Annotated in this window: 24 protein-coding genes; 13 read left to right on the top strand and 11 right to left on the bottom strand. The window is 59.3% G+C overall.

What is annotated here, in order from left to right; genetic code table 11:
• Positions 1-53: 53 nt before the first annotated feature.
• On the top strand, positions 54-2483 hold the full coding sequence (locus KGA81_RS23555) for a TonB-dependent siderophore receptor (RefSeq protein ID WP_223548975.1): 2430 nt from the start codon (positions 54-56) through the stop codon (positions 2481-2483).
• Between the two features lie 151 nt (positions 2484-2634).
• Here KGA81_RS23555 and KGA81_RS23550 read toward each other — a convergent pair whose 3' ends face one another.
• Entirely contained in the window at positions 2635-3510 is an 876-nt protein-coding gene (locus tag KGA81_RS23550) for a helix-turn-helix domain-containing protein (protein WP_223548973.1), read from the bottom strand.
• A gap of 151 nt (positions 3511-3661) precedes the next feature.
• On the opposite strand from KGA81_RS23550, the gene KGA81_RS23545 reads away from it, so the two are divergent.
• The gene (locus KGA81_RS23545) at positions 3662-4564 is read left to right on the top strand and encodes a DMT family transporter (RefSeq protein ID WP_223548970.1); all 903 of its coding nucleotides are present in this window, start codon (positions 3662-3664) and stop codon (positions 4562-4564) included.
• 6 nt (positions 4565-4570) lie between these two features.
• Here KGA81_RS23545 and KGA81_RS23540 read toward each other — a convergent pair whose 3' ends face one another.
• Together KGA81_RS23540 and KGA81_RS23535 are read right to left on the bottom strand one after the other, a co-directional pair.
• Positions 4571-5080, bottom strand: coding sequence for a DUF2165 family protein (locus KGA81_RS23540; RefSeq protein ID WP_223548967.1), 510 nt, complete (start codon positions 5078-5080; stop codon positions 4571-4573).
• Between the two features lie 195 nt (positions 5081-5275).
• A complete protein-coding gene (locus KGA81_RS23535) occupies positions 5276-6250 on the bottom strand; it encodes a 2-hydroxyacid dehydrogenase (RefSeq protein ID WP_223548965.1) in 975 nt (324 codons plus the stop codon).
• Positions 6251-6444: 194 nt separating this feature from the next.
• Here KGA81_RS23535 and KGA81_RS23530 point away from each other — a divergent pair, with 194 nt between their 5' ends.
• Positions 6445-6702, top strand: a complete 258-nt coding sequence (locus KGA81_RS23530) for a hypothetical protein (protein WP_103394221.1) — start codon at positions 6445-6447, stop codon at positions 6700-6702.
• 146 nt (positions 6703-6848) lie between these two features.
• Here KGA81_RS23530 and KGA81_RS23525 read toward each other — a convergent pair whose 3' ends face one another.
• The 5 genes from KGA81_RS23525 to norR form a co-directional block, all read right to left on the bottom strand.
• On the bottom strand, positions 6849-7598 hold the full coding sequence (locus KGA81_RS23525; protein WP_223548963.1) for a YkgJ family cysteine cluster protein: 750 nt from the start codon (positions 7596-7598) through the stop codon (positions 6849-6851).
• Positions 7599-7681: 83 nt separating this feature from the next.
• The gene (locus tag KGA81_RS23520; RefSeq protein WP_223548961.1) at positions 7682-8008 is read right to left on the bottom strand and encodes a hypothetical protein; all 327 of its coding nucleotides are present in this window, start codon (positions 8006-8008) and stop codon (positions 7682-7684) included.
• A gap of 174 nt (positions 8009-8182) precedes the next feature.
• Positions 8183-8641: a GNAT family N-acetyltransferase gene (locus tag KGA81_RS23515; RefSeq protein ID WP_223549008.1), complete on the bottom strand. Its 459-nt coding sequence runs from the start codon at positions 8639-8641 to the stop codon at positions 8183-8185.
• Positions 8642-8668: 27 nt separating this feature from the next.
• Positions 8669-9571: a chemotaxis protein CheV gene (locus tag KGA81_RS23510; RefSeq protein ID WP_223548959.1), complete on the bottom strand. Its 903-nt coding sequence runs from the start codon at positions 9569-9571 to the stop codon at positions 8669-8671.
• 254 nt (positions 9572-9825) lie between these two features.
• On the bottom strand, positions 9826-11376 hold the full coding sequence (norR, locus tag KGA81_RS23505) for a nitric oxide reductase transcriptional regulator NorR (protein ID WP_223548957.1): 1551 nt from the start codon (positions 11374-11376) through the stop codon (positions 9826-9828).
• 156 nt (positions 11377-11532) lie between these two features.
• On the opposite strand from norR, the gene hmpA reads away from it, so the two are divergent.
• Both hmpA and KGA81_RS23495 read left to right on the top strand, forming a co-directional pair.
• Entirely contained in the window at positions 11533-12714 is a 1182-nt protein-coding gene (hmpA, locus tag KGA81_RS23500; protein ID WP_223548954.1) for an NO-inducible flavohemoprotein, read from the top strand.
• Between the two features lie 293 nt (positions 12715-13007).
• Positions 13008-13517 carry a disulfide bond formation protein B gene (locus tag KGA81_RS23495; RefSeq protein ID WP_223548952.1) on the top strand — a complete coding sequence of 170 codons (510 nt, stop codon included), beginning with the start codon at positions 13008-13010 and terminating at the stop codon, positions 13515-13517.
• A 550-nt stretch (positions 13518-14067) separates the two neighbouring features.
• On the opposite strand, the gene KGA81_RS23490 is transcribed toward KGA81_RS23495, so the two are convergent.
• Positions 14068-14328 (bottom strand): hypothetical protein, encoded by a 261-nt coding sequence (locus KGA81_RS23490; protein ID WP_223548950.1) that lies wholly within the window; start codon positions 14326-14328, stop codon positions 14068-14070.
• 27 nt (positions 14329-14355) lie between these two features.
• Here KGA81_RS23490 and cyoA point away from each other — a divergent pair, with 27 nt between their 5' ends.
• The 7 genes from cyoA (at position 14356) to KGA81_RS23455 (ending at position 20527) form a co-directional block, all read left to right on the top strand.
• Positions 14356-15300 carry a ubiquinol oxidase subunit II gene (gene cyoA / locus KGA81_RS23485; protein WP_223548948.1) on the top strand — a complete coding sequence of 315 codons (945 nt, stop codon included), beginning with the start codon at positions 14356-14358 and terminating at the stop codon, positions 15298-15300.
• A 3-nt stretch (positions 15301-15303) separates the two neighbouring features.
• Entirely contained in the window at positions 15304-17334 is a 2031-nt protein-coding gene (gene cyoB, locus KGA81_RS23480) for a cytochrome o ubiquinol oxidase subunit I (protein WP_223548946.1), read from the top strand.
• Between the two features lie 3 nt (positions 17335-17337).
• Positions 17338-17964 carry a cytochrome o ubiquinol oxidase subunit III gene (locus KGA81_RS23475; RefSeq protein WP_108218274.1) on the top strand — a complete coding sequence of 209 codons (627 nt, stop codon included), beginning with the start codon at positions 17338-17340 and terminating at the stop codon, positions 17962-17964.
• Entirely contained in the window at positions 17965-18312 is a 348-nt protein-coding gene (gene cyoD, locus KGA81_RS23470) for a cytochrome o ubiquinol oxidase subunit IV (RefSeq protein ID WP_223459110.1), read from the top strand.
• 11 nt (positions 18313-18323) lie between these two features.
• Positions 18324-19211 (top strand): heme o synthase, encoded by an 888-nt coding sequence (gene cyoE, locus KGA81_RS23465; RefSeq protein ID WP_223548944.1) that lies wholly within the window; start codon positions 18324-18326, stop codon positions 19209-19211.
• A 241-nt stretch (positions 19212-19452) separates the two neighbouring features.
• A complete protein-coding gene (locus KGA81_RS23460; RefSeq protein ID WP_223548942.1) occupies positions 19453-20091 on the top strand; it encodes a DUF6036 family nucleotidyltransferase in 639 nt (212 codons plus the stop codon).
• Positions 20075-20527 carry a hypothetical protein gene (locus KGA81_RS23455; protein WP_223548940.1) on the top strand — a complete coding sequence of 151 codons (453 nt, stop codon included), beginning with the start codon at positions 20075-20077 and terminating at the stop codon, positions 20525-20527. Before KGA81_RS23460 ends, KGA81_RS23455 begins: the two co-directional genes overlap by 17 nt.
• A gap of 100 nt (positions 20528-20627) precedes the next feature.
• Here KGA81_RS23455 and KGA81_RS23450 read toward each other — a convergent pair whose 3' ends face one another.
• Both KGA81_RS23450 and KGA81_RS23445 read right to left on the bottom strand, forming a co-directional pair.
• The gene (locus KGA81_RS23450; protein ID WP_223548937.1) at positions 20628-20906 is read right to left on the bottom strand and encodes a DUF3077 domain-containing protein; all 279 of its coding nucleotides are present in this window, start codon (positions 20904-20906) and stop codon (positions 20628-20630) included.
• A 421-nt stretch (positions 20907-21327) separates the two neighbouring features.
• Positions 21328-22746, bottom strand: coding sequence for a PLP-dependent aminotransferase family protein (locus KGA81_RS23445; protein ID WP_223548935.1), 1419 nt, complete (start codon positions 22744-22746; stop codon positions 21328-21330).
• A 151-nt stretch (positions 22747-22897) separates the two neighbouring features.
• On the opposite strand from KGA81_RS23445, the gene KGA81_RS23440 reads away from it, so the two are divergent.
• Positions 22898-23998, top strand: coding sequence for a hypothetical protein (locus tag KGA81_RS23440; protein WP_223548933.1), 1101 nt, complete (start codon positions 22898-22900; stop codon positions 23996-23998).
• Positions 23999-24013 lie beyond the last annotated feature (15 nt).

Raw genomic sequence — 24013 nt, 5'->3', positions numbered from 1 at the left:
ACTGAAACTGCGAGTCATTCGCATCCGTTGCGGTTCTACACAGGTCATGAGCAATGAAGTCCAGGGCAAAATCGGGGTCGGTCAAACAATGGTTGGGTGTGTCTGCGTTGAGCTTTTCGGCATTGGCGTTGTTGCCGCTGAGCGCGGCGCTGGCCGCTGAGGCCGGCAACAGCCAACAATTCGCGCAGTTCAGTTTTTCCCTGGCCGCCAAACCGCTGCCCCAAGCCTTGAGTGATTTCAGCCGGGTGACCGGCATCAGCGTCGTCTACACCGATGAAGCGCCATACGGCCTCAATGCGCCAGCGGTCAATGGCCGGATGGGCGCCGAACAGGCGCTGCAACGTCTGCTCAGCGGTTCGGGATTGACCTTCCGCCGCACCGATGGGCACACCATTGCACTGGAACCACGGCCGACCGAAGGTGCGTTGAACCTGGGCGCGACCTCCATCACCTCGGTGATGGACGATTCCATGACCTACCAGCCGCCACCGACTTCTTCGGTGATGCGCTCCTCGACCCCGATTCAGGAAATCCCGCAGACCGTCAATGTCGTCCCGGCCCAGGTCATTCGCGACCAGGCTCCGCGCAATCTCGATGACGCCCTGGCCAATGTCAGCGGCATCACCCAGGCCAACACCCTGGGCAGCACCCAGGACTCGGTGATGGTTCGCGGCTTCGGTGACAACCGCAACGGCTCGATCATGCGCGATGGCATGCCGATCGTGCAGGGCCGTGGCCTCAACGCCAGTGTCGACCGGGTCGAAGTGCTCAAGGGCCCGGCCTCGTTACTCTATGGCATCCAGGATCCGGGCGGCGTGGTCAACATGGTCAGCAAGAAGCCCGAGCTTGAGCAGTACAACGCCTTGACCGTGCGTGGTTCGAGTTATGGCGACGGCAAGAACGGCAGCGGCGGCGGACTCGACAGCACCGGCGCCTTTGGCGGATCAGGGCTGGCCTACCGCATGGTGCTGGACTACGAAGACGAAGATTACTGGCGCAACTTCGGCGTGCATCGCGAGAGCCTGATCGCGCCGTCGCTGGCCTGGTACGGCGAAAGCACCAAGCTGCTGTTCTCCTATGAGCACCGCGAATTCCTCACGCCGTTCGACCGCGGCACGCTGATCGATCCGCGGACCAACCATCCGCTGGACATCTCGCGCAACGAGCGTCTCGACGAGCCGTTCAACAACATGCAAGGGCGTTCGGACCTCTATCACTTCGAGGCCGATCACGAGCTCAACGACAACTGGCAGGCCCATTTCGGCTATAGCTGGAACCGCGAAACCTATGACGCCAGTCAGGTGCGTGTGACTGCCATCGACACCAATAAGGGCACCCTGACCCGCAGCATGGACGGCACCCGGAATGCGATCAGCACCGACCGCTTCACCACCGCCAGCCTCGAAGGCAACGTGGATGTGTTCGGCATGCAGCATGACCTGTTGTTCGGCGTCGATGACGAGTACCGCAAGATTTTCCGCGAAGACCTGATCCGCCAGAAAAGCCGCACCACGTTCAGCTATGTGAACCCGATCTATGGTCAGGAAGTGCCGGGCACCACTGTCAGCGCTGCCGACAGCGCGCAGACCGATGAACTGCGCAGCGATTCGGTGTTCCTGCAGGATTCCATCCACCTCAACGACCAATGGATTCTGGTGGCCGGCGCACGCTTCCAGGCGTACGACCAGTACGCCGGCAAAGGCGTACCGTTCCACGCCAACACCGACAGCAACGGGCAGAAATGGGTGCCGCGCGCTGGCCTTGTGTACAAGTACACCGATGCCTTGTCGTTCTACGGCAGCTACACCGAATCGTTCAGACCCAACTCGACCATTGCGCCGTTGAGCGGCAGCAGCACCGTGCTTGACGGTGGCATCGCGCCGGAAGAAGCCAAGTCCTGGGAGCTGGGTGCCAAGCTCGATCTGCCGGGCCGCGTGACCGGCAACATTGCGCTGTTCGACATCAAGAAGCGCAACGTGCTGGTGGCCAACGCCGAAGGCCCGACGACGATTTACAGTGCCGCCGGCGAAGTGCGTTCCCGTGGCCTGGAAGTGGACTTGAGCGGCCAGCTGACCGATCGCTGGAGCATGATCGGCAGCTACGCCTACACCGATGCCGAAGTCACCGAAGATCCGGATTACAAAGGCAATCAACTGCAAAACGTGGCCAAGAACAGCGGCTCGTTGTCGGCCGTCTATGACTTTGGCAGCGTCATTGGCGGCGATCAACTGCGAGTCGGCGCCGGGGCGCGTTATGTGGGTGAGCGCGCGGGTAACGCGGTGAACGATTTCGACCTGCCGGGCTACACCGTGGCCGATGCGTTCGCTACCTACGACACCAAAGTCGAAGGACAGAAGGTCAAGTTCCAGCTCAACGTGAAGAACCTGTTTGATCGCACTTACTACACCTCGGCGGCGAGTCGCTTCTTTGTGTCGATGGGTGACTCGCGGCAGGTGATGCTGTCGAGCACCTTGGAGTTTTGACGGTAAACCGAGTCATCGTTCATCGCGGGCAAGCCACGCTCCCACAGGGTCAGTGGGCGGATGCAAAATCCGCGGGCAACCGCGATTCTGTGGGAGCGTGGCTTGCCCGCGAAGGCGGTATCACAGGCAACGAAAATCTGAAGTATGCCGCCTAGCGCAAAAACGCCTGCCGATAATCGCCGGGCGTCCCGCCAAGTGACTGGCGAAAGCGGTTGGTGAAATGGCTGGCACTGGAAAAGCCGCACGCCAGTGCAATCTCCCCCAGCGGCTGTGAAGTAGTGCGCAGCAACTCCCGCGCCCGGTTCAGGCGTCGTGCCAGCACATACTGATGGGGCGGCAAGCCGAAGCTCTCGCGAAACATCCGTGCGAAGTGGTATTCCGACAACGCACACAACGCCGCCAACTGCCCGAGACTGATGGCCTCGTCCAGATGGCTGTCGATGAATTCCACCAGATGTCGGCGCTGATGCGCAGCCAACCCACCTTTAAGGCGCAGGTCTTGTCGGGCATTCACCTGGCTGAGCAGGGCATGGCTGAGCAGTTCGTGGGCCAGACTGCTGGTCAAAAGGCGCTCGCCCGGCTCGTCCCAGTTCAGGGCGATCAACTGCCGAAAGCGCAGCGCCTGCTGCGGATCATCGAGAAAGGTCTGCTCGCGCAGTTGCATTTGCCGTGGCTCGCGATCGAGCAGGGTGACGCAACCGAGGGCAAATTGTTCGGGGCTGAAATACAGGTGCGCCAGGCGAATGTCGCCGTTGATCACCCAGCCTGACTGGTGATCGGCCGGCAGGATGCACAGTTTGTCCGGGGCACCCTTGTTGCCGGGCTGGTCGCGGCGAAAGGTGCCCGTGCCGCCAGCGAGGTAACAGGACAATGTGTGGTGGCTGGGCGCTTCGTAATCCCGGGCATCGTGGTGATTGTTCCACAAGGCTGCAGACAAACCGTCACCGAGCTCGGCGCTGTGCTCGAGGCGAGCATTGGGCGAGCGGTTGAGGGCTTGAAAGACTTGTAGGGTATCCAGTGCAGCCATGATCGTAGTTCTCTAACACCTGCATCCAACGCCCTGCATCCTACTCCGTAGACACGCGCCTGCCAGCCTGTCGCCAGACAAAAGCGCAAGTTTATGCAAGTGCGCCTGGGCGTGACGCCGGACACTGGGTACCTATCGAGGAGCCTATGTCATGAACCTTTCTTTGTACTTGCTGACCGTGCTGATCTGGGGCACCACCTGGATTGCCTTGAAATGGCAACTGGGCGTAGTGGCCATTCCTGTGTCGATCGTTTATCGCTTCGGCCTCGCCGCGCTGGTGCTGTTCGTGATCCTGCTGCTCAGTCGGCGCCTGCAAGTGATGAACCGTCGCGGGCACCTGATCTGCCTGGCTCAGGGCTTGTGCCTGTTCTGCATCAACTTCATGTGCTTCCTCACCGCAAGCCAGTGGATCCCCAGCGGCCTGGTGGCCGTGGTGTTTTCCACGGCCACCTTGTGGAATGCCCTCAACGCGCGGGTGTTCTTCGGACAGAAAGTCGCCCGCAATGTGCTGATGGGCGGCGCACTGGGTCTGCTTGGGTTGGGCCTGTTGTTCTGGCCGGAATTGGCCGGGCATACCGCCAGCCCGCAAACTCTGCTCGGTCTCGGTCTGGCCCTGTGCGGCACCTTGTGTTTCTCGGCGGGCAACATGCTCTCGAGCCTGCAGCAGAAGGCCGGCCTCAAACCGCTGACCACCAATGCCTGGGGCATGGCTTACGGGGCGGCGATGCTCTCGGTGTGGTGTCTGGTCAAGGGCATTCCCTTCGACATGGAAATGAGCGCGCGTTACATCGGGTCACTGTTGTACCTGGTGATTCCGGGATCGGTGATCGGTTTCACTGCCTACCTGACCCTGGTCGGACGCATGGGGCCTGAACGGGCTGCGTACTGCACGGTGCTGTTCCCTGTGGTGGCGCTCAACGTGTCAGCGTTCGCCGAGGGTTACCAGTGGACCGCTCCGGCACTGGCGGGGCTGGTAATGGTAATGCTGGGTAATGTGCTGGTGTTTCGCAAGCCCAAGGCAAGTGTCAGTCCGGTGGCGGGCAAGTTGGCCTGACACTATTCAGGTATCCTTTGCCGCCAACAGATAAATAATGCCGAAGAACATGTATTGAATGTGGGTTTGTGCCCATTTAAAGGCGTTTGCCTGTTTGGAATACTCTAAGTCAAACCATTCGTTTAGAATGATGATGTAGAAAGTCTGATACGCAAAAATGGCTGTAATAAAACCTATTATGGAAAATTTTTTGGCTGCATGGAACTCGCCGTGTGGAGCGGCGAGGTTGCGGTAGAGTTGATAGGTTCCAACGATGAAACTGCATGTGAATATGATCTCGAGTGTAATCAGTGCCCAGTAAAAACGGTGGTGAAACAGGGGGGAGCTAATGGCGCGGTAACGACGGGAATCATTGCCGATGGTGTCGCTCATGCTGATGATTCGCCCGATATACTCGGCGTATGCAGTGTAGTCGGTAATATTGTTGGTAAGGGTCGTTATACCGAATAATGCGGCCATGAAGACAACTAATAATTTGCTCTGCCTTACCATGCAGGCAGTGGTGAAATAACTCATGCAGGATGCTCTCCGAATGTAAGGTTGATGCGTTCTTGTCTTTCGGAGTTTATAGGTGTTTAGAGGGTGTGAGGGTGAAGAGTGCTTTGCGAATTATGTCGCTTATTATACGCGTTGGGTGGCAAGTTGTTTAAGGAGAGTATTTTTCAGGCTTTATATAAAGTGGCACGCCAATTATGACGTGCCATTGTTCAATCAGACCTTCCACACCTGCGGATTGACCAGGTCCTGCGGTCGCTCGCCCAGCAAGGCGCTGCGCAAGTTGGCCAAGGCACGGTTGGCCATGGCATCGCGGGTCTCATGGGTGGCTGAGCCGATGTGCGGCAAGGTCACGGCATTTTTCAGCTGGAACAGTGGCGACTCGGCCAGCGGTTCTTTTTCGTACACGTCAAGCCCCGCACCCCGAATGCGGTTGTTTTGCAGCGCTTCGATCAGCGCCGGTTCATCCACCACCGGACCACGGGAAATGTTCACCAGAATGGCACTTGGCTTCATCAGCGCCAGTTCACGATGGCTGATCAAGTGTCTGGTTTTCTCGCTGAGCGGCACCACAAGGCAGACGAAGTCAGCTTCGGCCAGCAATTGATCGAGGCTGCGCAACTGTGCGCCGAGTTCCTGTTCCAGATCGGTCTTGCGGCTGTTACCGCTGTAGATGACCGGCATGTTGAACCCCAGGCGGCCACGCCGGGCGATGGCGGCACCGATGTTGCCCATGCCGACGATGCCCAATGTCTTGCCATGCACATCACAACCGAACAACGGCGCACCGACGCTGGCTTGCCATTGCCCGGCCTTGGTCCAGGCATCCAGTTCGGCGACGCGGCGCGCGCTGCTCATCAACAGTGCAAACGCCAGGTCGGCGGTGCTTTCGGTGAGCACATCCGGCGTGTTGGTCAGCATGATCCCGCGTTCGTTGAAGTAGGCCAGGTCATAGTTGTCGTAGCCCACCGAGATACTGGAGACCACTTCCAGCCTGGCGGCGTTTTCCAGTTGGGCGCGGCCGAGTTTGCGACCGACGCCGATCAGGCCGTGGGCGTGGGGCAGGGCTTCGTTGAACTGGGCGTTGATGTCGCCGTTTTTCGGATTCGGCACGATGACATCGAAGTCTTGTTGCAGGCGTTCGACCATTTCCGGGGTGACGCGGCTGAAGGCCAGGACAGTCTTTTTCATGGGAGGCAGGCTCGTCGGGCGGTGAAGAATGATGAGCACGCTAACATTCTTCGCGGGATTTGTGCGAGTCGTCAGGCGGTCAATGCAAGCTTGCAGCTTGCGGTGCTTCATCCAGCTATACTGCGGCACTTCTTATACTGTGGCATGCGGCTCGCTCACCGGGCCCGACACTTCATGCACCACCCGGAGCTTTCATGACTTCCCCGAAACAACCGCCGGTCGCCGACGCCCTGAGCGACGTGCAGGCAGAGCTGCCAGACAGCGTCGACTCCAGCGCCGACAGCGAAACCAAAGCCGAAATCCCGGCCTTCAAGTTCCCGTTCAAGCCAGGCGAACTGGCGGCTGCCAAGGGCTCCAACCAGCCTTGGTACAAGAACGGCGCCAAGAACGGCCACACCAAGACGCCGGGAATGGCACCGCCGGGAACTCGTCGGTCGATGGGTAAGCGCTGAGTCTTTATCTCTGCAGTGCCTGATCTGCCGTCTTCGCGAGCAAGCCCGCTCCCACATTTGATCGCATTCTCATGAAAGAACGCGCTCCCCTAATGTGGGAGCGGGCTTGCTCGCGAAGGGGCCGGCACAAACACTGAAATCCCGGATCAAGCCGACCGCAACGCAATAAACGAGTAATTTGCCGGCGCATCCGCCGCCACTTGCGCACCTGCGGCCAGCACTTGCTCGGCAATATCATCGCCCGACACATGAAATAGCCATTCGCTGCCCCACTCAGGCAAGGATTGTCCCGCCAAGTCGTCGATGATCGAGGCAAATCCCGCCATATCCGGCAGATAAGCAGTAAACCCATCTCCCTTCAGGGCCGTCGTGCGGATGCCCAGCTGTGCGCAAATCGCATCCTTGGTCTGAATTTCGTTGCGATCCGCCTGACGGGAACGCTGGATCAATTCCGACAATTCCCGGTCGACCAACTCACCACCGATAATCAGGTCCGGTCCTTTTTCCCACGACTCAGGCGGACACTCCTTCACGGCGGTGTTCAGTGGTATGTGCGGATTGATTTCCATCGGATAGATGCGACACACCAACGGCCGGCGTTCGTAGATGCGGCAGCGGTTGTCCTCGTCAAGATTCCGGCAGGGGCCGACATTGTAGGCGGCGAAGGTGATGGCCACGTACGCGTCGGATTCGCCGCTGCGCACTGCCGCCGAGCGGCGTTCGGCGTGTTCCCGTTGTTGCACCGGCAGACCCAGGCCGTTGCCCAGAAACGCTTCCGCCAGCACGATCACCTGACCGCCGTCGGCGGCCCACATCCGGGCTTCGCTCAGGGTCAGGGGCACATGGTGGTCGTTGCAGCATTTACCGCAGCCTACGCAGGAAAACCTTGTATTCATTGAGTGTTCATTCGCATGACAGGGCATGAAACGGCGACAGAATGCCGCCACAAAAACCGCTATCGAAGCAAATTATGCGCCACTCAGTTGGCCTCGCCGGCCGGGCGGATGGAGTCCCATTCGGTGACGTACGCGGTTTTGCTCTTTTTGTTGTACAGGCACAGTTCGGTGCCTTGCGCGCCTTTCATGTGTTTTTGCGGGTACTGGCCCTGGAGCAGCAACGCGGTGTAGCCGACCCGGTCATCGAACTGCGCGGCGGTGCCGACCGGTTTGCTGTCCTTCAGGCCGCTGGCTTTGGTGCAGCTGGCGAGTACGGCTTTGTCGTAGGTTGCCCAGGCGCCGGGGCTGGAGGCGTGGGCTTGGGTGGCAAGGGCGGTGAGGCAGAGCAGAATCAGGGGCGCAGCTTTCATGGTTCAGGCTTCCTTGGGCTGAGTGGCCAAGGCAGGAGTATGCCTGAAGGATTTGTGGTGGTTGTGCCGGCCTCTTCGCTGGCAAGCCAGCTCCTACAGGAATCGCGCCCTACACATGTTTTGTGATCGGCTCGGTCACACTGTAGGAGCTGGCTTGCCAGCGAAAGCGGCATCTCAGAGCGGAACCGGCTCCCGGCGGACTGCACGCATCCCGACGCTTTCATACAGCCGCCGCGCCCGAAGGTTGTCTTCCAGTACCTTCAGGTCCACGAAGCCTTCACGCCGCTGCTGGAACACCTTGAACGCCTGTAACAACAGCGCACGGCCCAACCCCCGGCCCTGAAACCGCGGATGCACCACCAGGTTCTTGATATAGGCACTGGTCCAGCATTGACACACACCCACCACACCTTCGGCATCCTGGGCAATGAGGCACAGGGCCGGGTCATATTCCGGATCGGTTTCGAACTGCCGTTGCCACATGTCCAGCGCGGCGACGCGCCCACCGCCGTCGAGATAACCGAGCTCCATCAGGCGGTGCACGGCGGCGCCCAGTTCGGGGCGGTATTCACTCAGTTGCAGGCCGACCGGCCAATCGGGGGGCGGCACGACGACAGAGAGGTCGCGTCGCATCAGCCAGCAGTAATCTTCGTTCAACACTCAATAACCCTGTTCGGCGACAGCCTTGGCCGCGGTGATCAGGCACTGGGTCAATTCTGGCGAAGAGAATTTGGTCAGCACCGCGTTCGCCCCCGCCAGCCGTGCTTTCTCAGCGTTCATCGCACTGTCCAGCGAGGTGTGCAGCAATACATAAAGATGCGCGAAATCCGGGGTTTCCCGCAGGGTGCGGGTGAAGGCGTAGCCATCCATCTCCGACATTTCGATGTCCGAGACGATCAGGTTGATCTGCTGCGCGGTGCCTTGCAGGTCCAGCAGGCAGTCGATGGCTTCCTTGGCGCTGCGGGCCGTATGGCATTGCAGGCCGAGGTTGCGCAGGGTGTGCACCGATTGCTGCAAGGCGACCTGGCTGTCATCGACCACCAGGATGCGCGCGTTGCCGAGCAGTTCGGCGTCTTCCATGCTCAGCTCGGTCGGCGCCATTTCGATTTGGGCCGGGGCGATGCCGTGGATGACTTTTTCGATGTCCAGCACCTGAACCAGGGTGCCATCGACCGACGTCACGCCAGTGATGTAGGCGCGCAAACCACCGGAACCGAAGGGCGGCGGGCGGATGTCGGTGGTCAGGCAATGGACGATCTTGCTCACGGCCTGCACGTGCAGGCCCTGCTTGGAACGGCTGATATCGGTGACGATCAGGCAGCCGCCGTTCGGGTCTTCCAGCGGGCGCTCGCCAATGGCTCGGCTGAGGTCGATCACCGACAGCGAGGCACCACGCAGGGTGGCGATGCCTTTGACGTGGGGGTGCGACTCCGGCAGCCGGGTCAGCGGCGGGCAGGGAATGATTTCACTGACCTTGAGCAGGTTGATCGCCATCAGCTTGCCGCTGCGCAGGGTAAAGAGCAGAAGCGAAAGCGAGTCTGCGCGGGCTTTGGTGGAGGACATAGGAACCTTCTCTGGAAAAAGGTGACAGGCAATCCCGGGATCGCCAAAAACTTCGATGCCGGGTTATCGACTTGTCGGGGGCAGGCTTTAGGGGAAAGCCTCTATTGGGTTTAACACCGGACTCTTGTGGCGAGGGAGCTTGCTCCCGTTGGAGTGCGAAGCGCTCCCGTAACCTTCCTTCAGTCACATCCGGGTTGCGGCTTGTACGGCTGCTGCGCAGCCGAGCGGGAGCAAGCTCCCTCGCCACAGGATGTTCACTTCATGCCGAGCCGCTTGGCCATCCGCCCCAGGTTCGCCCGATCCAGGCCCAGCTCACGGGCCGCGCTTGCCCAGTTGTGGTTGTGCCGTTCCAGGCAGGCACCGATCAATTGACGCTGATAACGCTCGGTGGCCTCGCGCAAATCGCCGGTCACCAGTTGCGTGACGCTGGCGGCAGGTTGCTCGGCGGCGGCTTCAACGCTGGCATTGGGCAAGTCCAGGTCGACGGCGCTCAGGCTGAGAATCTTTGGCCGCTCCTTGCAGTTGCCCAGGGCTTTCAGGGCGCTGCGGCCGATCAAGTGTTCGAGCTCGCGCACGTTGCCGGGCCAGTCGTAGGCCAATAGCGCGGCCTGGGCGTCGCTGTTCAGGCGCAGGCTGTTGAGGCCCATGCGCGAGCGGTTCTGCTCCAGGAAGTACCCGCTGAGCAGCAGCACATCGCGCCCGCGATCGCGCAGGGCCGGTACCAGCAGCGGATAAACGCTCAGGCGATGGTAGAAGTCGGCGCGGTAACGGCCGCTGCGCACTTCTTCGGCGAGGTCGCGGTTGGTCGCCGCGATCAGGCGCACGTCGACCTGATGCTCCTTGTCCGAACCCAGTCGCTGCAGTTGACCGCTCTGCAACACGCGCAGCAACTTGGCCTGCACGGTCAGCGACAACTCACCGACTTCATCGAGAAACAGCGTGCCGCCGTTGGCCAGTTCGAACTTGCCACGGCGGTCGTTCATCGCTCCGGTGAAGGCGCCGCGGACATGACCGAACAACTCGCTTTCCACCAATGTGTCGGGCAACGCGGCACAGTTGAGGCTGATGATCGGTTTGTCGGCGCGGGGCGAGGCGGCATGGATGGCCTGGGCCACCAGCTCCTTGCCGACCCCGGTTTCGCCAGTGATCAACACGGTCAAATCGCTGCCGCCCACCAGACTGATTTCTTCGACCAGACGCTTGTGGGCCTTGCTCTGGCCGATCATCTCGCGAGTCTGCTGGCCGCTGGCCTGGCGGTAGACCTCGGCGCGCTGATGCTCGTCTTCGACCCGATTGTTCAACCGCTCGATGCGCTCGGCGGCGTTGACCGTGGCGGCCGCGAGGCTGGCGAAGGCTTGCAGGGCATCCAGTTCGATCGGTTCGAAGCGCTCAGGGTCGAGGGCATCGAGGGTCAGCAGGCCCCACGGGCGCTCGTCGATGAATAACGGACAACCCATGCAGTCGTGGACTTCCAGATGATCATCCAGTCCATCGACCAGACCGTCATATGGATCGGGCAAGTCGCTGTCGGCAGCGAAGCGGGTCGGGCCTGGGCCGCTGAGCAGCGCTTGGAAACGCGGGTGTTCGCTGATCTTGAAGCGCCGACCGAGGGTATCGGTACTCAGGCCGTCGACGGCCAGCGGCACCAGCCATTCACCGTCGAGACGCAGCAGGGCGGCGGCGTCGCACGGGAGCAGGGCGCGCATGGCTTCCAGCAGGCGGCGATAACGCTCGCCCTCGGGCAGTTCGCGGGACAGGTCGGAGACCAGGGGCAGCAGGGCGGTGAGCAAGGATTTTGCAGTCATAGTGACTCCATGTAGTCGGTATGACTATAAGTCAGGTGGTGTCCAAATGACTATTAAGTTATTAACATATTGATTTATAACGATTAAATAGTTGGCATGGAAGCTGATAGTCATAGGGTAATCCGTTAGCAATCCAAGAAGACCAGGAGTCACCTTATGCTGAGCGTTCAAGACCGTGCCATCGTCAAATCCACCGTGCCGCTGCTCGAAAGCGGTGGTGAAGCGCTGATCACCCACTTCTACCGCATGATGCTCAGCGAATACCCGGAAGTCCGCCCACTGTTCAACCAGGCCCACCAGACCAGCGGTGATCAGCCGCGTGCCCTGGCCAACGGCGTATTGATGTATGCACGTCATATCGACCAACTCGACCAGTTGGGCGACCTGGTGGCCAAGATCATCAACAAGCACGTGGCCCTGCAGATCCTGCCGGAGCACTATCCGATTGTCGGTTCCTGCCTGCTGCGGGCCATCGCTGAAGTGCTGGGCGAAGAGATCGCCACACCGCAAGTGATTGCGGCCTGGGGCGCGGCTTACGGCCAACTGGCGGACATCCTGATCGGTGCCGAAGCCAGCATCTATGACCAGAAGGAACAGGCACCGGGCGGCTGGCGCGGTGCGCGGGAGTTCATCGTGGCGGGCAAGGTCGAGGAGAGCGCCGAGATCACCTCGTTCTACTTCGAGCCGGCGGACAAAGGCCCGATCCTGGTGGCGGAACCCGGCCAGTACATCGGCATGAAACTGATCCTCGACGGTGAAGAGATCCGCCGTAACTACTCGCTGTCGGCGCTGGCGAACAATGGCCAGTACCGCATCAGCGTCAAACGCGAGGACGGTGGCCGCGCTTCCAACTTCCTGCACGACCAGTTGCATGTCGGAGCCAGCATCCAGTTGTTCCCGCCATCGGGCGAGTTCACCCTGACCGCCAGCGACAAGCCGCTGGTGCTGATCAGCGGCGGCGTTGGCATCACCCCGACCCTGGCGATGCTCGAAGCGGCGCTGGAGACCCGGCGGCCGGTGCATTTCATCCACTGCGCGCGCAACGGCAGCGTCCATGCGTTCCGCGACTGGATCGACGGCCTGGCCGAGCGTCACCCGCAGCTCAAGCGCTTCTACTGCTACGCCGAGGATGACGGCGTGAGCCCGGCGGCGCACAAGGTCGGTCTGTTGAGCCAGCAGCAGTTGCATGCATGGCTGCCGGAGCAGCGTGACCTGGATGCCTACTTCCTGGGGCCGAAAGGTTTCATGGCGTCCGTCAAGCGCCACCTCAAGGCACTGGGCGTGCCGGAGAAGCAAAGCCGTTACGAGTTCTTCGGGCCGGCAGCAGCGCTGGAGTAAGCGTTTGTCGCGGTGAGCCAGGCTCACCGCGTCGCTTTCATCGCGGGCAAGCCGCGCTCCCACAGGGATTTGAGTCGTTCACATCAATCTGGATCGACACAAATCCCTGTGGGAGCGTGGCTTGCCCGCGATAGCTTCACCTCGGTCTTGATTTGAAAAAACACTAGAAAGTTAATCCCTCCTTAACCGCCTTATCGTCTATTCCCCCGAATCCCCCTGACATGCGCCAGGCTCTCAAAGGTCCTGGCCAGCGTGTAGACTGGCGGGCACTCGAAATCTTCAAGGGAAACGCGATGAGCGATGAATCCATGCGGTTAGGGCGTGAGCGGCGCTATCTGGTGTTGTTGGGCATCATTTGCCTGGCGTTGATCGGCGGTGCGCTGTACATGCAAATTGTCCTGGGCGAGGCGCCTTGCCCGCTGTGCATCCTGCAACGTTATGCGTTGCTGCTGATCGCGATCTTTGCCTTCATCGGCGCGACCATGCGCGGCCGTCGCAGCATCACGGTGTTCGAAACCCTGGTGGTGATCTGCGCGCTGGCCGGCGCAGGCGTTGCCGGGCATCACGTCTATACGCAGTTCTATCCGGCGGTCAGCTGCGGTATCGACGTGCTGCAACCGATTGTCGATGATTTGCCACTGGCAAAGATCTTCCCGCTGGGCTTCCAGGTCGATGGCTTCTGCTCTACGCCGTATCCGCCGATCCTCGGCCTGTCCCTGGCGCAGTGGGCGCTGGTCGCCTTTGTGCTGATCGTGGTGCTGGTGCCGCTGCTGACTTCGCGTAACCGCAAAGCGCTGCGCTGAGGTCATCTGTCGGCACGCCTTGTCGGACAAAAAAGCCCCGGTCCTTGAAGAGAGGATCGGGGCTTTTTTTGTCTTGCAGAGCGCATTCAGAGGCCGGGTGAAAAGTCCTTGATGTGCGACAGACAAGGGTGCGACACATGTGCGACATGTTGTCACAGAGTCGGTGTCGCAAGGCGTTCGAGGAAGCCGGATTGGTACATGGAAACGTAACGAAATTGGGCTGTTTTACAAGCTGCCGGCTTTTTCCATTCCAAACGCGAACAGGCAGTTTTAACAGGGTCTGACGAACGGCCGAAGCCCCCGTCATATCGGGCCTCGGGCAAGGTAAAGGGCAGTGAGGCGGGGCCCGATACTGTCTGAACTGTGGGTGGAAGACTTACTTATTGTGGTGTTTTTGTTGAGAATTAATTTCGATAAGATGCGCCACTTTTGCGAAAACGGTTAATGATTGTTGCTGGTTCGGATAAAAATTATTTCGGGATGAGACATGGTTTATAGGGCGTTACATATCTACAATCGCCCGCACTGAATCCCCGGCACTGCTCAAATCTTAACCAGACGTGAGCAGGAACAGGGTGTCGAGAGGTCTGGTGGCTTCATGCGATGCCCAGGTGTCGGAGCTCCCAACTACCCGCACCAAATGGAATTGGTCTGTAACAAGGCCTTTGACCACGAATTCGAATAAGAACTCACCGCAGGCCCGGGATTTGTCGTAAAGCGTCTGACGCGCGACGGGCAGGCCCTTATTCAATCCAAGAAAAATGCCAACCCTTGGCAGGGTGAAGTGTTGGCGATCAAAACCCAACTGCATTGCGCAAGCTGCTTTAGAGGTCGTGAGATGAGTAAAAACAGGTACCCCAGACTACTAGGCTTATTGCCGCTGATCGGCACGTTGTTGCTGTCAGGCTGCAACATGACCTTGCTCAATCCCAAGGGCCAGGTTGGTCTGGACGAGCGAAACCTGATCATCACCGCAACGCTGCTGATGCTGTTGGTCGTGGTGCCGGTCATCATCATGACCTTCCTGTTCGCCTGGAAATACCGCGCGTCCAACACCAACGCCACCTACACCCCGAAATGGAACCACTCCACCAAGATCGAGATCGCGGTGTGGGCTGTTCCAGTGCTGATCATCATTGCCCTGGGTTATGTCACCTACAAGTCGACCCACGCCCTTGACCCGTACAAGCCGCTGGAATCCGACGTGAAGCCTGTGACCATCGAAGTGGTCGCGCTGGACTGGAAGTGGCTGTTCATCTACCCGGAACAAGGCATCGCCACGGTCAACAAGATCGTGTTCCCGGCGCACACCCCGGTCAACTTCAAGATCACTTCCGACGCTGTGATGAACTCGTTCTTCATCCCTGCGCTGGGCGGCCAGATCTACGCGATGGCGGGCATGCAGACCAGGTTGCACCTGATCGCCAACGAGAACGCTGAAATGGACGGTATCTCCGCCAACTACAGCGGCGCTGGTTTCACCGGCATGAAATTCAAAGCGATCGCAACTTCCCAGGAAGATTTCGACGCCTGGGTAAGTGAAGTCAAAAAGGCACCTAAACAGCTTGAACAAGCTGAATACGCAGCCCTTGCCAAGCAGAGCCAGAACAACCCAGTCGAGCTCTACTCCTCGGTGACGCCGAACCTGTTCCAGACCATCGTCGACAAGTACGAAGGCATGAAACCGGGTCCTAAGGTCAAGCACGAGAAAGCAGAGAAAGAAGTGGCCCAAATGGAAGGGATGGACATGAGCTCGCATTCAGCTGCCGGGGCAGAGGAGTAAACGATGTTTGGTAAATTAAGTTGGGAAGCGATCCCGTTCCACGAGCCGATCGTCATGGTGACCATCTCCATGATCGCGCTCGGTGGTCTGGCGTTGTTCGCCGCAATCACCTACTTCAAGAAGTGGACCTACCTGTGGACCGAGTGGCTGACGTCGGTCGACCACAAGAAAATCGGCGTGATGTACATCGTCGTCGCCATGGTCATGCTGCTGCGCGGCTTTGCCGACGCCATCATGATGCGTACCCAGTTGGCCATGGCCACCGAGGGTTCGCCTGGCTACCTGCCACCTGAACACTATGACCAGATCTTCACCGCTCACGGTGTGATCATGATCATCTTCATGGCGATGCCATTCTTCACCGGCCTGATGAACCTTGCAGTGCCCCTGCAGATCGGCGCGCGTGACGTTGCCTACCCGTTCCTGAACTCCCTGAGCTTCTGGCTGCTGGTTTCCGGCGTAGTGCTGATCAACCTGTCCCTGGGCGTCGGCGAGTTCGCCAAGACCGGCTGGGTTGCCTATCCGCCGCTGTCGGGCCTGCAATACAGCCCTGGCGTGGGGATGGATTACTACATCTGGGCGCTACAGCTATCGGGCCTGGGGACAACGCTGACGGGGGTCAACTTCCTGGCCACCGTGCTGAAAATGCGTACCCCTGGCATGAAGATGATGGACATGCCGATCTTCACCTGGACCTGCACCTGGGCCAACGTCCTGATCGTGGCTTCGTTCCCGATCCTGACCGCTACCCTGGCACTGCTGACGCTTGACCGTTACATGGATTTCCACATTTTCACCAATGAACTTGGTGGTAATCCAATGATGTACGTGAACCTGTTCTGGGCATGGGGTCACCCTGAGGTGTACATCCTGATCCTGCCAGCGTTCGGTATCTTCTCCGAAGTCATCTCGACCTTCACCGGCAAGAAACTGTTCGGCCACCACTCGATGGTCTACGCATCGGGCGCGATCTCGATCCTGGGCTTCATGGTTTGGCTGCACCACTTCTTCACCATGGGTTCGGGTGCCAGCGTCAACGCCTTCTTCGGTCTGGCGACGATGCTGATCTCCGTCCCGACGGGTGTGAAGCTGTTCAACTGGCTGTTCACCATCTACCAGGGCCGTCTGCGCTTCACCAGCCAGGTGATGTGGACCCTGGGCTTCATGGTGACCTTCGCCATCGGCGGCATGACCGGCGTACTGCTGGCCATCCCGGGTGCCGACTTCGTTCTGCACAACAGTCTGTTCGTGATCGCGCACTTCCATAACGTGATCATCGGCGGTGCGGTATTCGGCTACATCGCAGGCTTTGGTTTCTACTTCCCTAAAGCGTTCGGCTTCAAGCTGCACGAAGGTTGGGGCAAGGCCGCGTTCTGGTTCTGGATCACCGGCTTCTTCGTCGCGTTCATGCCGCTCTATGTACTGGGCTTCATGGGCATGACCCGTCGTCTGAACGCCACCACCAACCCTGAGTGGGTGCCGTACCTGTACGTCGCCATGTTCGGTGCGGTGATGATCGCCGTGGGTATCGCTTGCCAGCTGATCCAGCTGTACGTCAGCGTGCGTGACCGCAACAAGCCGGAAAACATGTGCGAACACGGCGACCCGTGGAATGCACACACCCTGGAATGGTCGACCTCGTCGCCACCTCCGTTCTACAACTTCGCCGTGCTGCCGAAAGCCGACGTTGTCGACCCGTTCACCGAAGCCAAGGAAAACGGCACCGCGTACAAGGCCCCGGCCAGGTACGAGCCGATCCACATGCCAAACAACACCGCCACCGGTGTGGTCATGGGCGCACTGTTGACCGTGTTCGGTTTCGCGATGATCTGGCACATCTGGTGGCTGGCGATCGCTGGCCTGGCCGGCACCGTGATCTACTTCGTGATCCACGCGGCCCGTGATGATCAAGGCTATATGGTGCCGGTCGACGTGATCGAGCGCATCGAAGCCGAGCAGCACAAGCGTCTGGTAGCGGCCGGGAAAGTTCCAGCCACCGCCACCCGTGTTGAAACCTCGTTGGAACAGGCTTAAACCATGTCGAACTTAGTGACCAATGCTGGACACACCCATGTCGATGGACATGGGCATGATGACCATCACCACGACTCGGGCGAGATGACCGTATACGGTTTCTGGCTCTACCTGATGACCGACTGCATTCTGTTTGCGTCGATCTTCGCGGCGTACGCGGTACTGGTTAACAACGTAGCGGGTGGCCCGTCGGGCCACGACATCTTCGAGCTGCCATACGTACTGGGCGAAACCGCTCTGCTGCTGTTCAGTTCGATCACCTACGGCTTCGCCATGCTGGCGTTCTTCCGTGGCAACAAGAAGCAGGTCCTGGGCTGGCTGGCCCTGACCTTCATGTTCGGTGCCGGCTTCATCGGCATGGAGATCAACGAGTTCCACATGCTGATCTCCGAAGGCTACGGCCCTAGCCGCAGCGGCTTCCTGTCCGGGTTCTTCACCCTGGTCGGCACCCACGGTCTGCACGTGACCAGCGGTCTGATCTGGATGGCGATCATGATGTATCAGGTGCAGAAAAACGGCCTGACGGCGACCAACAAGACCCGTCTGAGCTGCCTGAGCCTGTTCTGGCACTTCCTGGACGTCGTGTGGATCTGCGTATTCACCGTTGTTTATCTGATGGGGACTATGTAAATGGCTAACGCAGCTCATTCCCAAAATGGCCATGACAGCCACGACGCCGGTCACGGCAGCGTCAAGTCCTACGGCATCGGTTTCATCCTGTCGGTGATCCTGACCCTGATTCCGTTCGGCCTGGTGATGTACCCGACGCTGCCGAAGTCGATCACCCTGATGATCGTCGTCGCGTTCGCAGTCATCCAGGTGCTGGTGCACCTGGTGTACTTCCTGCACCTGGACCGTTCGGCCGCGCAGCGTAACAACGTGATTGCGTTTGTCTTCGCCGCGATCGTGATCGTCCTGCTGGTTGGCCTGTCGTTGTGGATCATGTTCAGCATCCACACGTTCATGATGGCGAAGTGAGGTAAGTCCGCATGTCCCTCAAGCACTTTATCCAAATCACCAAACCGGGGATCATTTTCGGTAACGTGCTTTCTGTGGCAGGCGGATTTTTCCTGGCCTCCAAAGGGCATGTCGATCTGGCCATCTTCCTGGCCGCCATGATCGGCACGTCCCTGGTGGTTGCCTCCGGTTGCGTGTTCAACAACTGCATCGACCGCGACATCGACCTGAAGATGGAACGCACCAAGAACCGGGTGCTGGTCCAGGGCCTGATCTCCCTGAAACTGGCTCTGGCTTATGCGACCGTCCTGGGTGTCGCCGGCGTTGCGCTGTTGTACAAGGTGGCCAACCCGTTGGCCGCGTTGTTCGCGGTCATCGGCTTCGTGATCTATGTCGGCTTCTACAGCCTGTACCTCAAGCGCAAGTCGGTTCACGGCACGCTGGTGGGCAGTCTGTCGGGCGCCATGCCGCCGGTGATTGGCTACGTCGCCGTCAGCAACACCTTCGACATGGCCGCACTGACCCTGCTGGTGATGTTCAGCCTGTGGCAGATGCCGCATTCCTACGCCATCGCGATCTTCCGCTTCAACGATTACCTGGCCGCATCGATTCCGGTGTTGCCAGTGAAGCGTGGCATCCAGGTGGCCAAGAAGCACATCCTGATCTACATCCTGGCCTTCCTCGTGGCGACCTTGATGCTGACCTTCAGCGGCTACGCCGGCATGAGCTACCTCGCCGTTGCCGCGGCCATGGGCATGTACTGGCTGTACATGGCCTGGACCGGCTACAAGGCAGTGGATGACACGGTCTGGGCACGCAAGCTGTTCGTGTTCTCGATCTTCACCATTACCGCGTTAAGCGTGATGATGTCCCTGGACTTCAAAGTGCCGAGCGAGTTGCTGCTGACGTACGCGCCTTAAGCGTCGGATGCTGTAGAGAAAAGCCCCGCCTTCGAGAGAAGAGCGGGGCTTTTGTTTGGGCGTATTCTGCTGGACCGTGTTGCCGCCATCGCGAGCAAGCTCGCTTACGATAGGGCGACCTAACCGGCAAAAATGCCTACGGATTTGCCTGAACTTTCCCACGAGTTTTTCAGGTTGAGGGTCGGAAGTTGCCTATCTAGCCTCGGGATGCCGTTATTACAAGCATCCCAGAGGATCTACGATGGAACTGCCAGAGGTAATCCCCCCGCGTGTTAATACGAGTACAGCGTTGGGGCAGGCTTTGATTTCAATGTTCAAATCTGTCGAAGCGGAACTGGAGCTTGAGAACGCAGGACCCGGGGCGGTCAAAATTATCCTGTTCGGTGGCTGCGCGGTTCACCTTTATACCCATCATCGGGTTTCCACCGACGTCGATGCAGAAATTTACGAGGCTAATGTTCCCGAAGGTCTTCACTTACAAACAATGCTCGCAGAGATACCCGAACAGTTTGTTGATGAGCGATCCGGTCGTTTGATGGAGCTGAACTACGACCTGCAATACAACACCAGTTTTGGCCCAATTCATGAGGACTATTGGGAACGGAGCCTTCCCTTTACAGAGTTCCCGGTTGAGTCCCCGCTGCACGTTCATATCGCGGCACCTGTCGACATTGCCATTTCCAAGCTCGGCAGAGCGACCGATCAGGACATTGGTGATATCAAGGCACTTCTCAGGGCTGGTTTCATCCTGACTACCGAGTTTCGTCGACTGGCATTGCAGGCGATTGATGTATATGTTGGCAACAAGGAGTCACCAATCTCCGTCCTCACGAATATTTTGCATGATTATCTGGAGAGCACAGATGACGAAGCCCCATAGCGGCCACGTCCTCTCATCCGCCTTGGACACGCTGGTAAAAAGACCTTTGAATCAAGCAGATGACGCTGCCTTGGTGAGCGCCGCCAAAGCTGTCTGGTACTCGGATTCAAATCTTGAAAGCGAGATAAGCGTTTTTTTGAATCGTCATTCTGACGAAGTTGAGGTTCGGCGTGCTGGCTATCTGCTCGAGCGATTCACTCGATTTACTTGCTTATCCGATCTCCGGGTGTCGGAAACTCTCAATGTCCTCGAGCTTTTTGTTCATTCGACTTGCGTGCAAGCCGTGACGCTACAAGCTGTCACGCCATTGCGTCGACGCCGTGATGAACTCGCTGTCTCTTGGGGGTTAAGTGAGGGCCTCGGCCTGAAAGCCCAAGCCCTCATGCCTTTCCAGACCCGGCATTACGAAGCTGAACAACGTGCCATGTTTTCCTGAACGCTGGTTGCAGCGAAGAGGTCGCATCGTATGGTCCAAACGCTGTAACGGCCTGCATCGTAAAAGCCCCGCATTCAAAAGAATCGCGGGGCTTTTTCATTTACGCGCGGTTGTTACAGGGTGCGTCGAGCACTTTTACCACGTCATCGATGATGGCCTTGCTCATGTCCTGCAAAAAATGCGAGGCCCAGGCGTGTCGGTCGGCGTCGCGGACCATGGCGGCGTCTGAGGCAAGCAGTTTGGCGAGGTGGAGCAGATCGGAGGCGTGGGAGAGGGCCTGAATGATCGGGACTCCACGGTTGATGCGGAACAGTGGTTCGTTAGCGTGGTAGGAGAAGGGGGTGAGGCCGATGGTTTCGAGGTTTTGGGGATTGGTCATTGAACAACTCCTATATTTCAGTGGAGCTGCCGCATTCGTTCTCAGGCGAATGGGTGGCAGCTATGCGCAGGCTGAGAACCGGGAAATATAGAAACCGGCAGACCCGAAGGTCTCCCACGCACAGCCGCCATTGCACGAAGTCAGATCAAAAAGTCTGTAATCGTGTTTCGACATTGAGGCGCCGATATATTACCCGGGTTCTCAGGCCCGGTCGCTGAATTGGCAGCGACGGGCCGAAGTTAGCGTGTGGCTATCGGAATGCACAATCGTGGCCTTGTGCTGGCCGGGATGTGTTTGGACACCGCGATCCCCTGTGGGAGCGAGCTTGCTCGCGATAGCGGAGTGTCAGGCGACATTGATGCTGGATGTAACGACCCCATCGCGAGCAAGCTCGCTCCCACAGGGGATAGGCGGTGGTCGGTTATTTGTATGGCATGTCCAGCAACCGCAAAAACCGCTCCCGCACCTGCACATGATCACTGTGCGCCACGTTGAACCTGAGAAACTGATTGGCATCCGCCGCTTTGCTGAGCAAGGTTCCCGGTGCCAGTACCAGGTCGATTTCCAGACCCTTTCTGGCCAGGCACTCGGCTTTGAACCCCTCTGGCAATCGCGTCCAGATGTACAACCCTTCCCCCGGCAACGACGACACCGAACACCCGGCCTCGCTCAGCCACGCGGCCACCCGGCTGTTCGACTCGTAGAGCCGGTCCACCGTGCGGCGCATGTGTTTGGCGTAGCTGCCGTCGCTGAGCATGGTGCAGATAATCTGCTCGGCCATTTCCGAGGTCATGCCGCCGCAGGCCATTTTCAGCGTCACCATCCGCGCCGCCAGTAGCGGTGACAGCACCGCGAAGCTGACACGGCTGTTGGCGGTCAGGGTCTTGGAGAACCCGGAGATGTAAGAGACATTGTCCAGCCCGCTCGCGGCCAGGCGCGGCGTTCGGCGTTGCTGCATGTCGCAGTACAAATCGTCTTCGAGAATGTGGAAATTGTAGCGATGGCTCAGCTCCACCAAGCGGTAAACCTGCGCCGAGGTGAACGAGTGCCCGGTCGGGTTGTGCAGGGCATTGTTGGTCATGTAGAGCACGGGACGATGGGCGATCAGCAATTGCTCGAAAGCGTCCAGGTCCATGCCGTCGCAGTCGCGGCGGATGGTGATGACCTTGGCGCCATGCCAGGCCAGATTGGTGTGCATCGTGAAGTAACACGGGTCGTCGAGCAGCACCGTGTCGCCGGGTTTGACCAGCAGGCGCATCAGCATGTCGATGGCTTGTACGGTGTTGGCGGTGGTGATGATCTGTTCCACCGGCGCCTCGATGCCCAAGGTCGACATCTTGACCCGCAAGGCCTGGCGCAATGGCAGGTAACCGCTGGCGTTGCCGTATTCACCCATGCGTAAGGTTGTCGCGCGAAGAGTGCCGCGCACGGCTTTGAGCAATTCTTCGGCAGGCAGCCACGAGGACGGTAAAAAACCCGCCCCCGGTCGCAGCGCACCATTGTCCAGCAGCACGGCGCGGCGGACCACGCTGAGGGTGTCTTGCGGGAGCAGGTCCGGCCCGGCGTTGGCCGGCAGTGTGCTGCTGGAGCGGTGCACGTAGTGCCCGGAACCCTGGCGTGAAACCACCAGGCCCTTGGCCCGCAAGCGGTCCAGGGCGTCGACCACCGTGGACTTGCCCACGTGCATCAAGTCGGAGAGTTCGCGAATCGGCGGCAGCCTGGAGCCGTGGGGCAGGCCGCCCTGACTGATCGCCACCGTTAATTGATCGACGATCTGCTGGACCAGCGGCACACCCGGCTGGAACTCGATAGCGGCGATCACTGCTCGCTGAGCCTGCATTTTACTGGTCTCTCCGGCAGTAAAGTTCGTTTGATTCTATACGAACTTGCTCTGACCAAGACAGGCATCTCTTTTTACTATCGCTTTGGAAAGTTTTCGGATTGTCGACCTGTTGCCGGTCGTTCAGTCGCCAAGGTTCATGAGGTGCTGCATGAGTTTAGAAACGACCGCCGTCGTGGCGAAACCGGTGATCAACCTGCGGTTGTTCACCATCCGAATCATCACGGCCGTGGCGTTGTTCGCGGTGTTGGGCAAGGCCAATGTCTGGCTCGATACCGCCACCAACAGCATTCTGGCCCTGGGGTATCGGGCCTTGTTGTTACTGCTGCCGCTGACGTTGCTGGTACTCGGTCGCCGCTCCTTGAGTGTCACACTGCTGTGTGCCGCCATGGGCCTGGTGCTGCTGGCGGTCACCCGCAACCAGGGCATCGTCATGTTTGCCGCGGCGCTGTTTGCCTACGGCATTGCGATTGCCGGTTACCTGATCAAGAGCGAAGCGGCGCAGACCAAGGAAGGCGCGGCCTATAACCGCGTGGCCATGAACATGGGCAGCCTGTTGGCTGGCCTGATCCTGCTGTCGCCGCTATTGACCCCAACCATGTTTTTTCTCGGCGCCGCCAGTTTTGTCCTGCTGTGCCTGCCCATCGCCATGGGGGCGACCTTCACCACCGAAGCCGCGGTGGCACGCCCTGCCAGTCAGGAAGGCAACGGTTGGCGCAACAAACTGCCGTGGGTAATCGCCGGCGTCATCATGGGCATCAAGCTGTTTGGGGTGTTCTCGATCCTGCCGCAAGCGATCCTGCTCAAGACCGGCGAGCTGCCGGCCTGGTACGGCCTGATGCTGATCCTCAACAGCGCCGTGGTGGTATTCGCGCAAGTGCCGGTGATGAAACTGATCGAGAGCACCGGGCGCTTCAAGGTGTTGACGGTCATCGGGATCATCGTCGGCGGTTTTGCGGTGCTGTCTTCACCGGCTGCGTTCCACGTCGAAACCCTGGTCGGCGCACTGATCTGGGTGGCGCTGCTGTCCATTGCCGAGTGCGCGTTCAGTCACCTCGATTACTTCTCGGTCAAGCAGAACAACATGTTCGTCAAGGAAGTGTCCTTGGGCGTCGGCGCCGGATTGACCGTGTTGATCATGCGGGTCATGCCGCCTCCCTACAACGCGCTGGTGCTGGCAGCCATTGGCGCTGGCGGGATTCTGGTCTGGTACTGGCTCAACCGTAAGTCAATCGCGTCGCTGCATGACTGAGTCATCGCCGTTTCG

The sequence above is a fragment of the Pseudomonas sp. A-B-19 genome, from assembly GCF_019947515.1.
Lineage (GTDB): Bacteria > Pseudomonadota > Gammaproteobacteria > Pseudomonadales > Pseudomonadaceae > Aquipseudomonas.
This window is presented reverse-complemented; position numbering and strand designations above follow the sequence as displayed.

Excerpts from the sequence above, each read along its gene's own strand:
- KGA81_RS23555 (WP_223548975.1), top strand. The coding sequence starts at position 54 with ATGAAGTCCAGGGCAAAATCGGGGTCGGTCAAACAATGGTTGGGTGTG.
- KGA81_RS23550 (WP_223548973.1), bottom strand. The coding sequence starts at position 3,510 with ATGGCTGCACTGGATACCCTACAAGTCTTTCAAGCCCTCAACCGCTCG.
- KGA81_RS23545 (WP_223548970.1), top strand. The coding sequence starts at position 3,662 with ATGAACCTTTCTTTGTACTTGCTGACCGTGCTGATCTGGGGCACCACC.
- KGA81_RS23540 (WP_223548967.1), bottom strand. The coding sequence starts at position 5,080 with ATGAGTTATTTCACCACTGCCTGCATGGTAAGGCAGAGCAAATTATTA.
- KGA81_RS23535 (WP_223548965.1), bottom strand. The coding sequence starts at position 6,250 with ATGAAAAAGACTGTCCTGGCCTTCAGCCGCGTCACCCCGGAAATGGTC.
- KGA81_RS23530 (WP_103394221.1), top strand. The coding sequence starts at position 6,445 with ATGACTTCCCCGAAACAACCGCCGGTCGCCGACGCCCTGAGCGACGTG.
- KGA81_RS23525 (WP_223548963.1), bottom strand. The coding sequence starts at position 7,598 with ATGAATACAAGGTTTTCCTGCGTAGGCTGCGGTAAATGCTGCAACGAC.
- KGA81_RS23520 (WP_223548961.1), bottom strand. The coding sequence starts at position 8,008 with ATGAAAGCTGCGCCCCTGATTCTGCTCTGCCTCACCGCCCTTGCCACC.
- KGA81_RS23515 (WP_223549008.1), bottom strand. The coding sequence starts at position 8,641 with ATGCGACGCGACCTCTCTGTCGTCGTGCCGCCCCCCGATTGGCCGGTC.
- KGA81_RS23510 (WP_223548959.1), bottom strand. The coding sequence starts at position 9,571 with ATGTCCTCCACCAAAGCCCGCGCAGACTCGCTTTCGCTTCTGCTCTTT.
- norR (WP_223548957.1), bottom strand. The coding sequence starts at position 11,376 with ATGACTGCAAAATCCTTGCTCACCGCCCTGCTGCCCCTGGTCTCCGAC.
- hmpA (WP_223548954.1), top strand. The coding sequence starts at position 11,533 with ATGCTGAGCGTTCAAGACCGTGCCATCGTCAAATCCACCGTGCCGCTG.
- KGA81_RS23495 (WP_223548952.1), top strand. The coding sequence starts at position 13,008 with ATGAGCGATGAATCCATGCGGTTAGGGCGTGAGCGGCGCTATCTGGTG.
- KGA81_RS23490 (WP_223548950.1), bottom strand. The coding sequence starts at position 14,328 with ATGCAGTTGGGTTTTGATCGCCAACACTTCACCCTGCCAAGGGTTGGC.
- cyoA (WP_223548948.1), top strand. The coding sequence starts at position 14,356 with ATGAGTAAAAACAGGTACCCCAGACTACTAGGCTTATTGCCGCTGATC.
- cyoB (WP_223548946.1), top strand. The coding sequence starts at position 15,304 with ATGTTTGGTAAATTAAGTTGGGAAGCGATCCCGTTCCACGAGCCGATC.
- KGA81_RS23475 (WP_108218274.1), top strand. The coding sequence starts at position 17,338 with ATGTCGAACTTAGTGACCAATGCTGGACACACCCATGTCGATGGACAT.
- cyoD (WP_223459110.1), top strand. The coding sequence starts at position 17,965 with ATGGCTAACGCAGCTCATTCCCAAAATGGCCATGACAGCCACGACGCC.
- cyoE (WP_223548944.1), top strand. The coding sequence starts at position 18,324 with ATGTCCCTCAAGCACTTTATCCAAATCACCAAACCGGGGATCATTTTC.
- KGA81_RS23460 (WP_223548942.1), top strand. The coding sequence starts at position 19,453 with ATGGAACTGCCAGAGGTAATCCCCCCGCGTGTTAATACGAGTACAGCG.
- KGA81_RS23455 (WP_223548940.1), top strand. The coding sequence starts at position 20,075 with ATGACGAAGCCCCATAGCGGCCACGTCCTCTCATCCGCCTTGGACACG.
- KGA81_RS23450 (WP_223548937.1), bottom strand. The coding sequence starts at position 20,906 with ATGACCAATCCCCAAAACCTCGAAACCATCGGCCTCACCCCCTTCTCC.
- KGA81_RS23445 (WP_223548935.1), bottom strand. The coding sequence starts at position 22,746 with ATGCAGGCTCAGCGAGCAGTGATCGCCGCTATCGAGTTCCAGCCGGGT.
- KGA81_RS23440 (WP_223548933.1), top strand. The coding sequence starts at position 22,898 with ATGAGTTTAGAAACGACCGCCGTCGTGGCGAAACCGGTGATCAACCTG.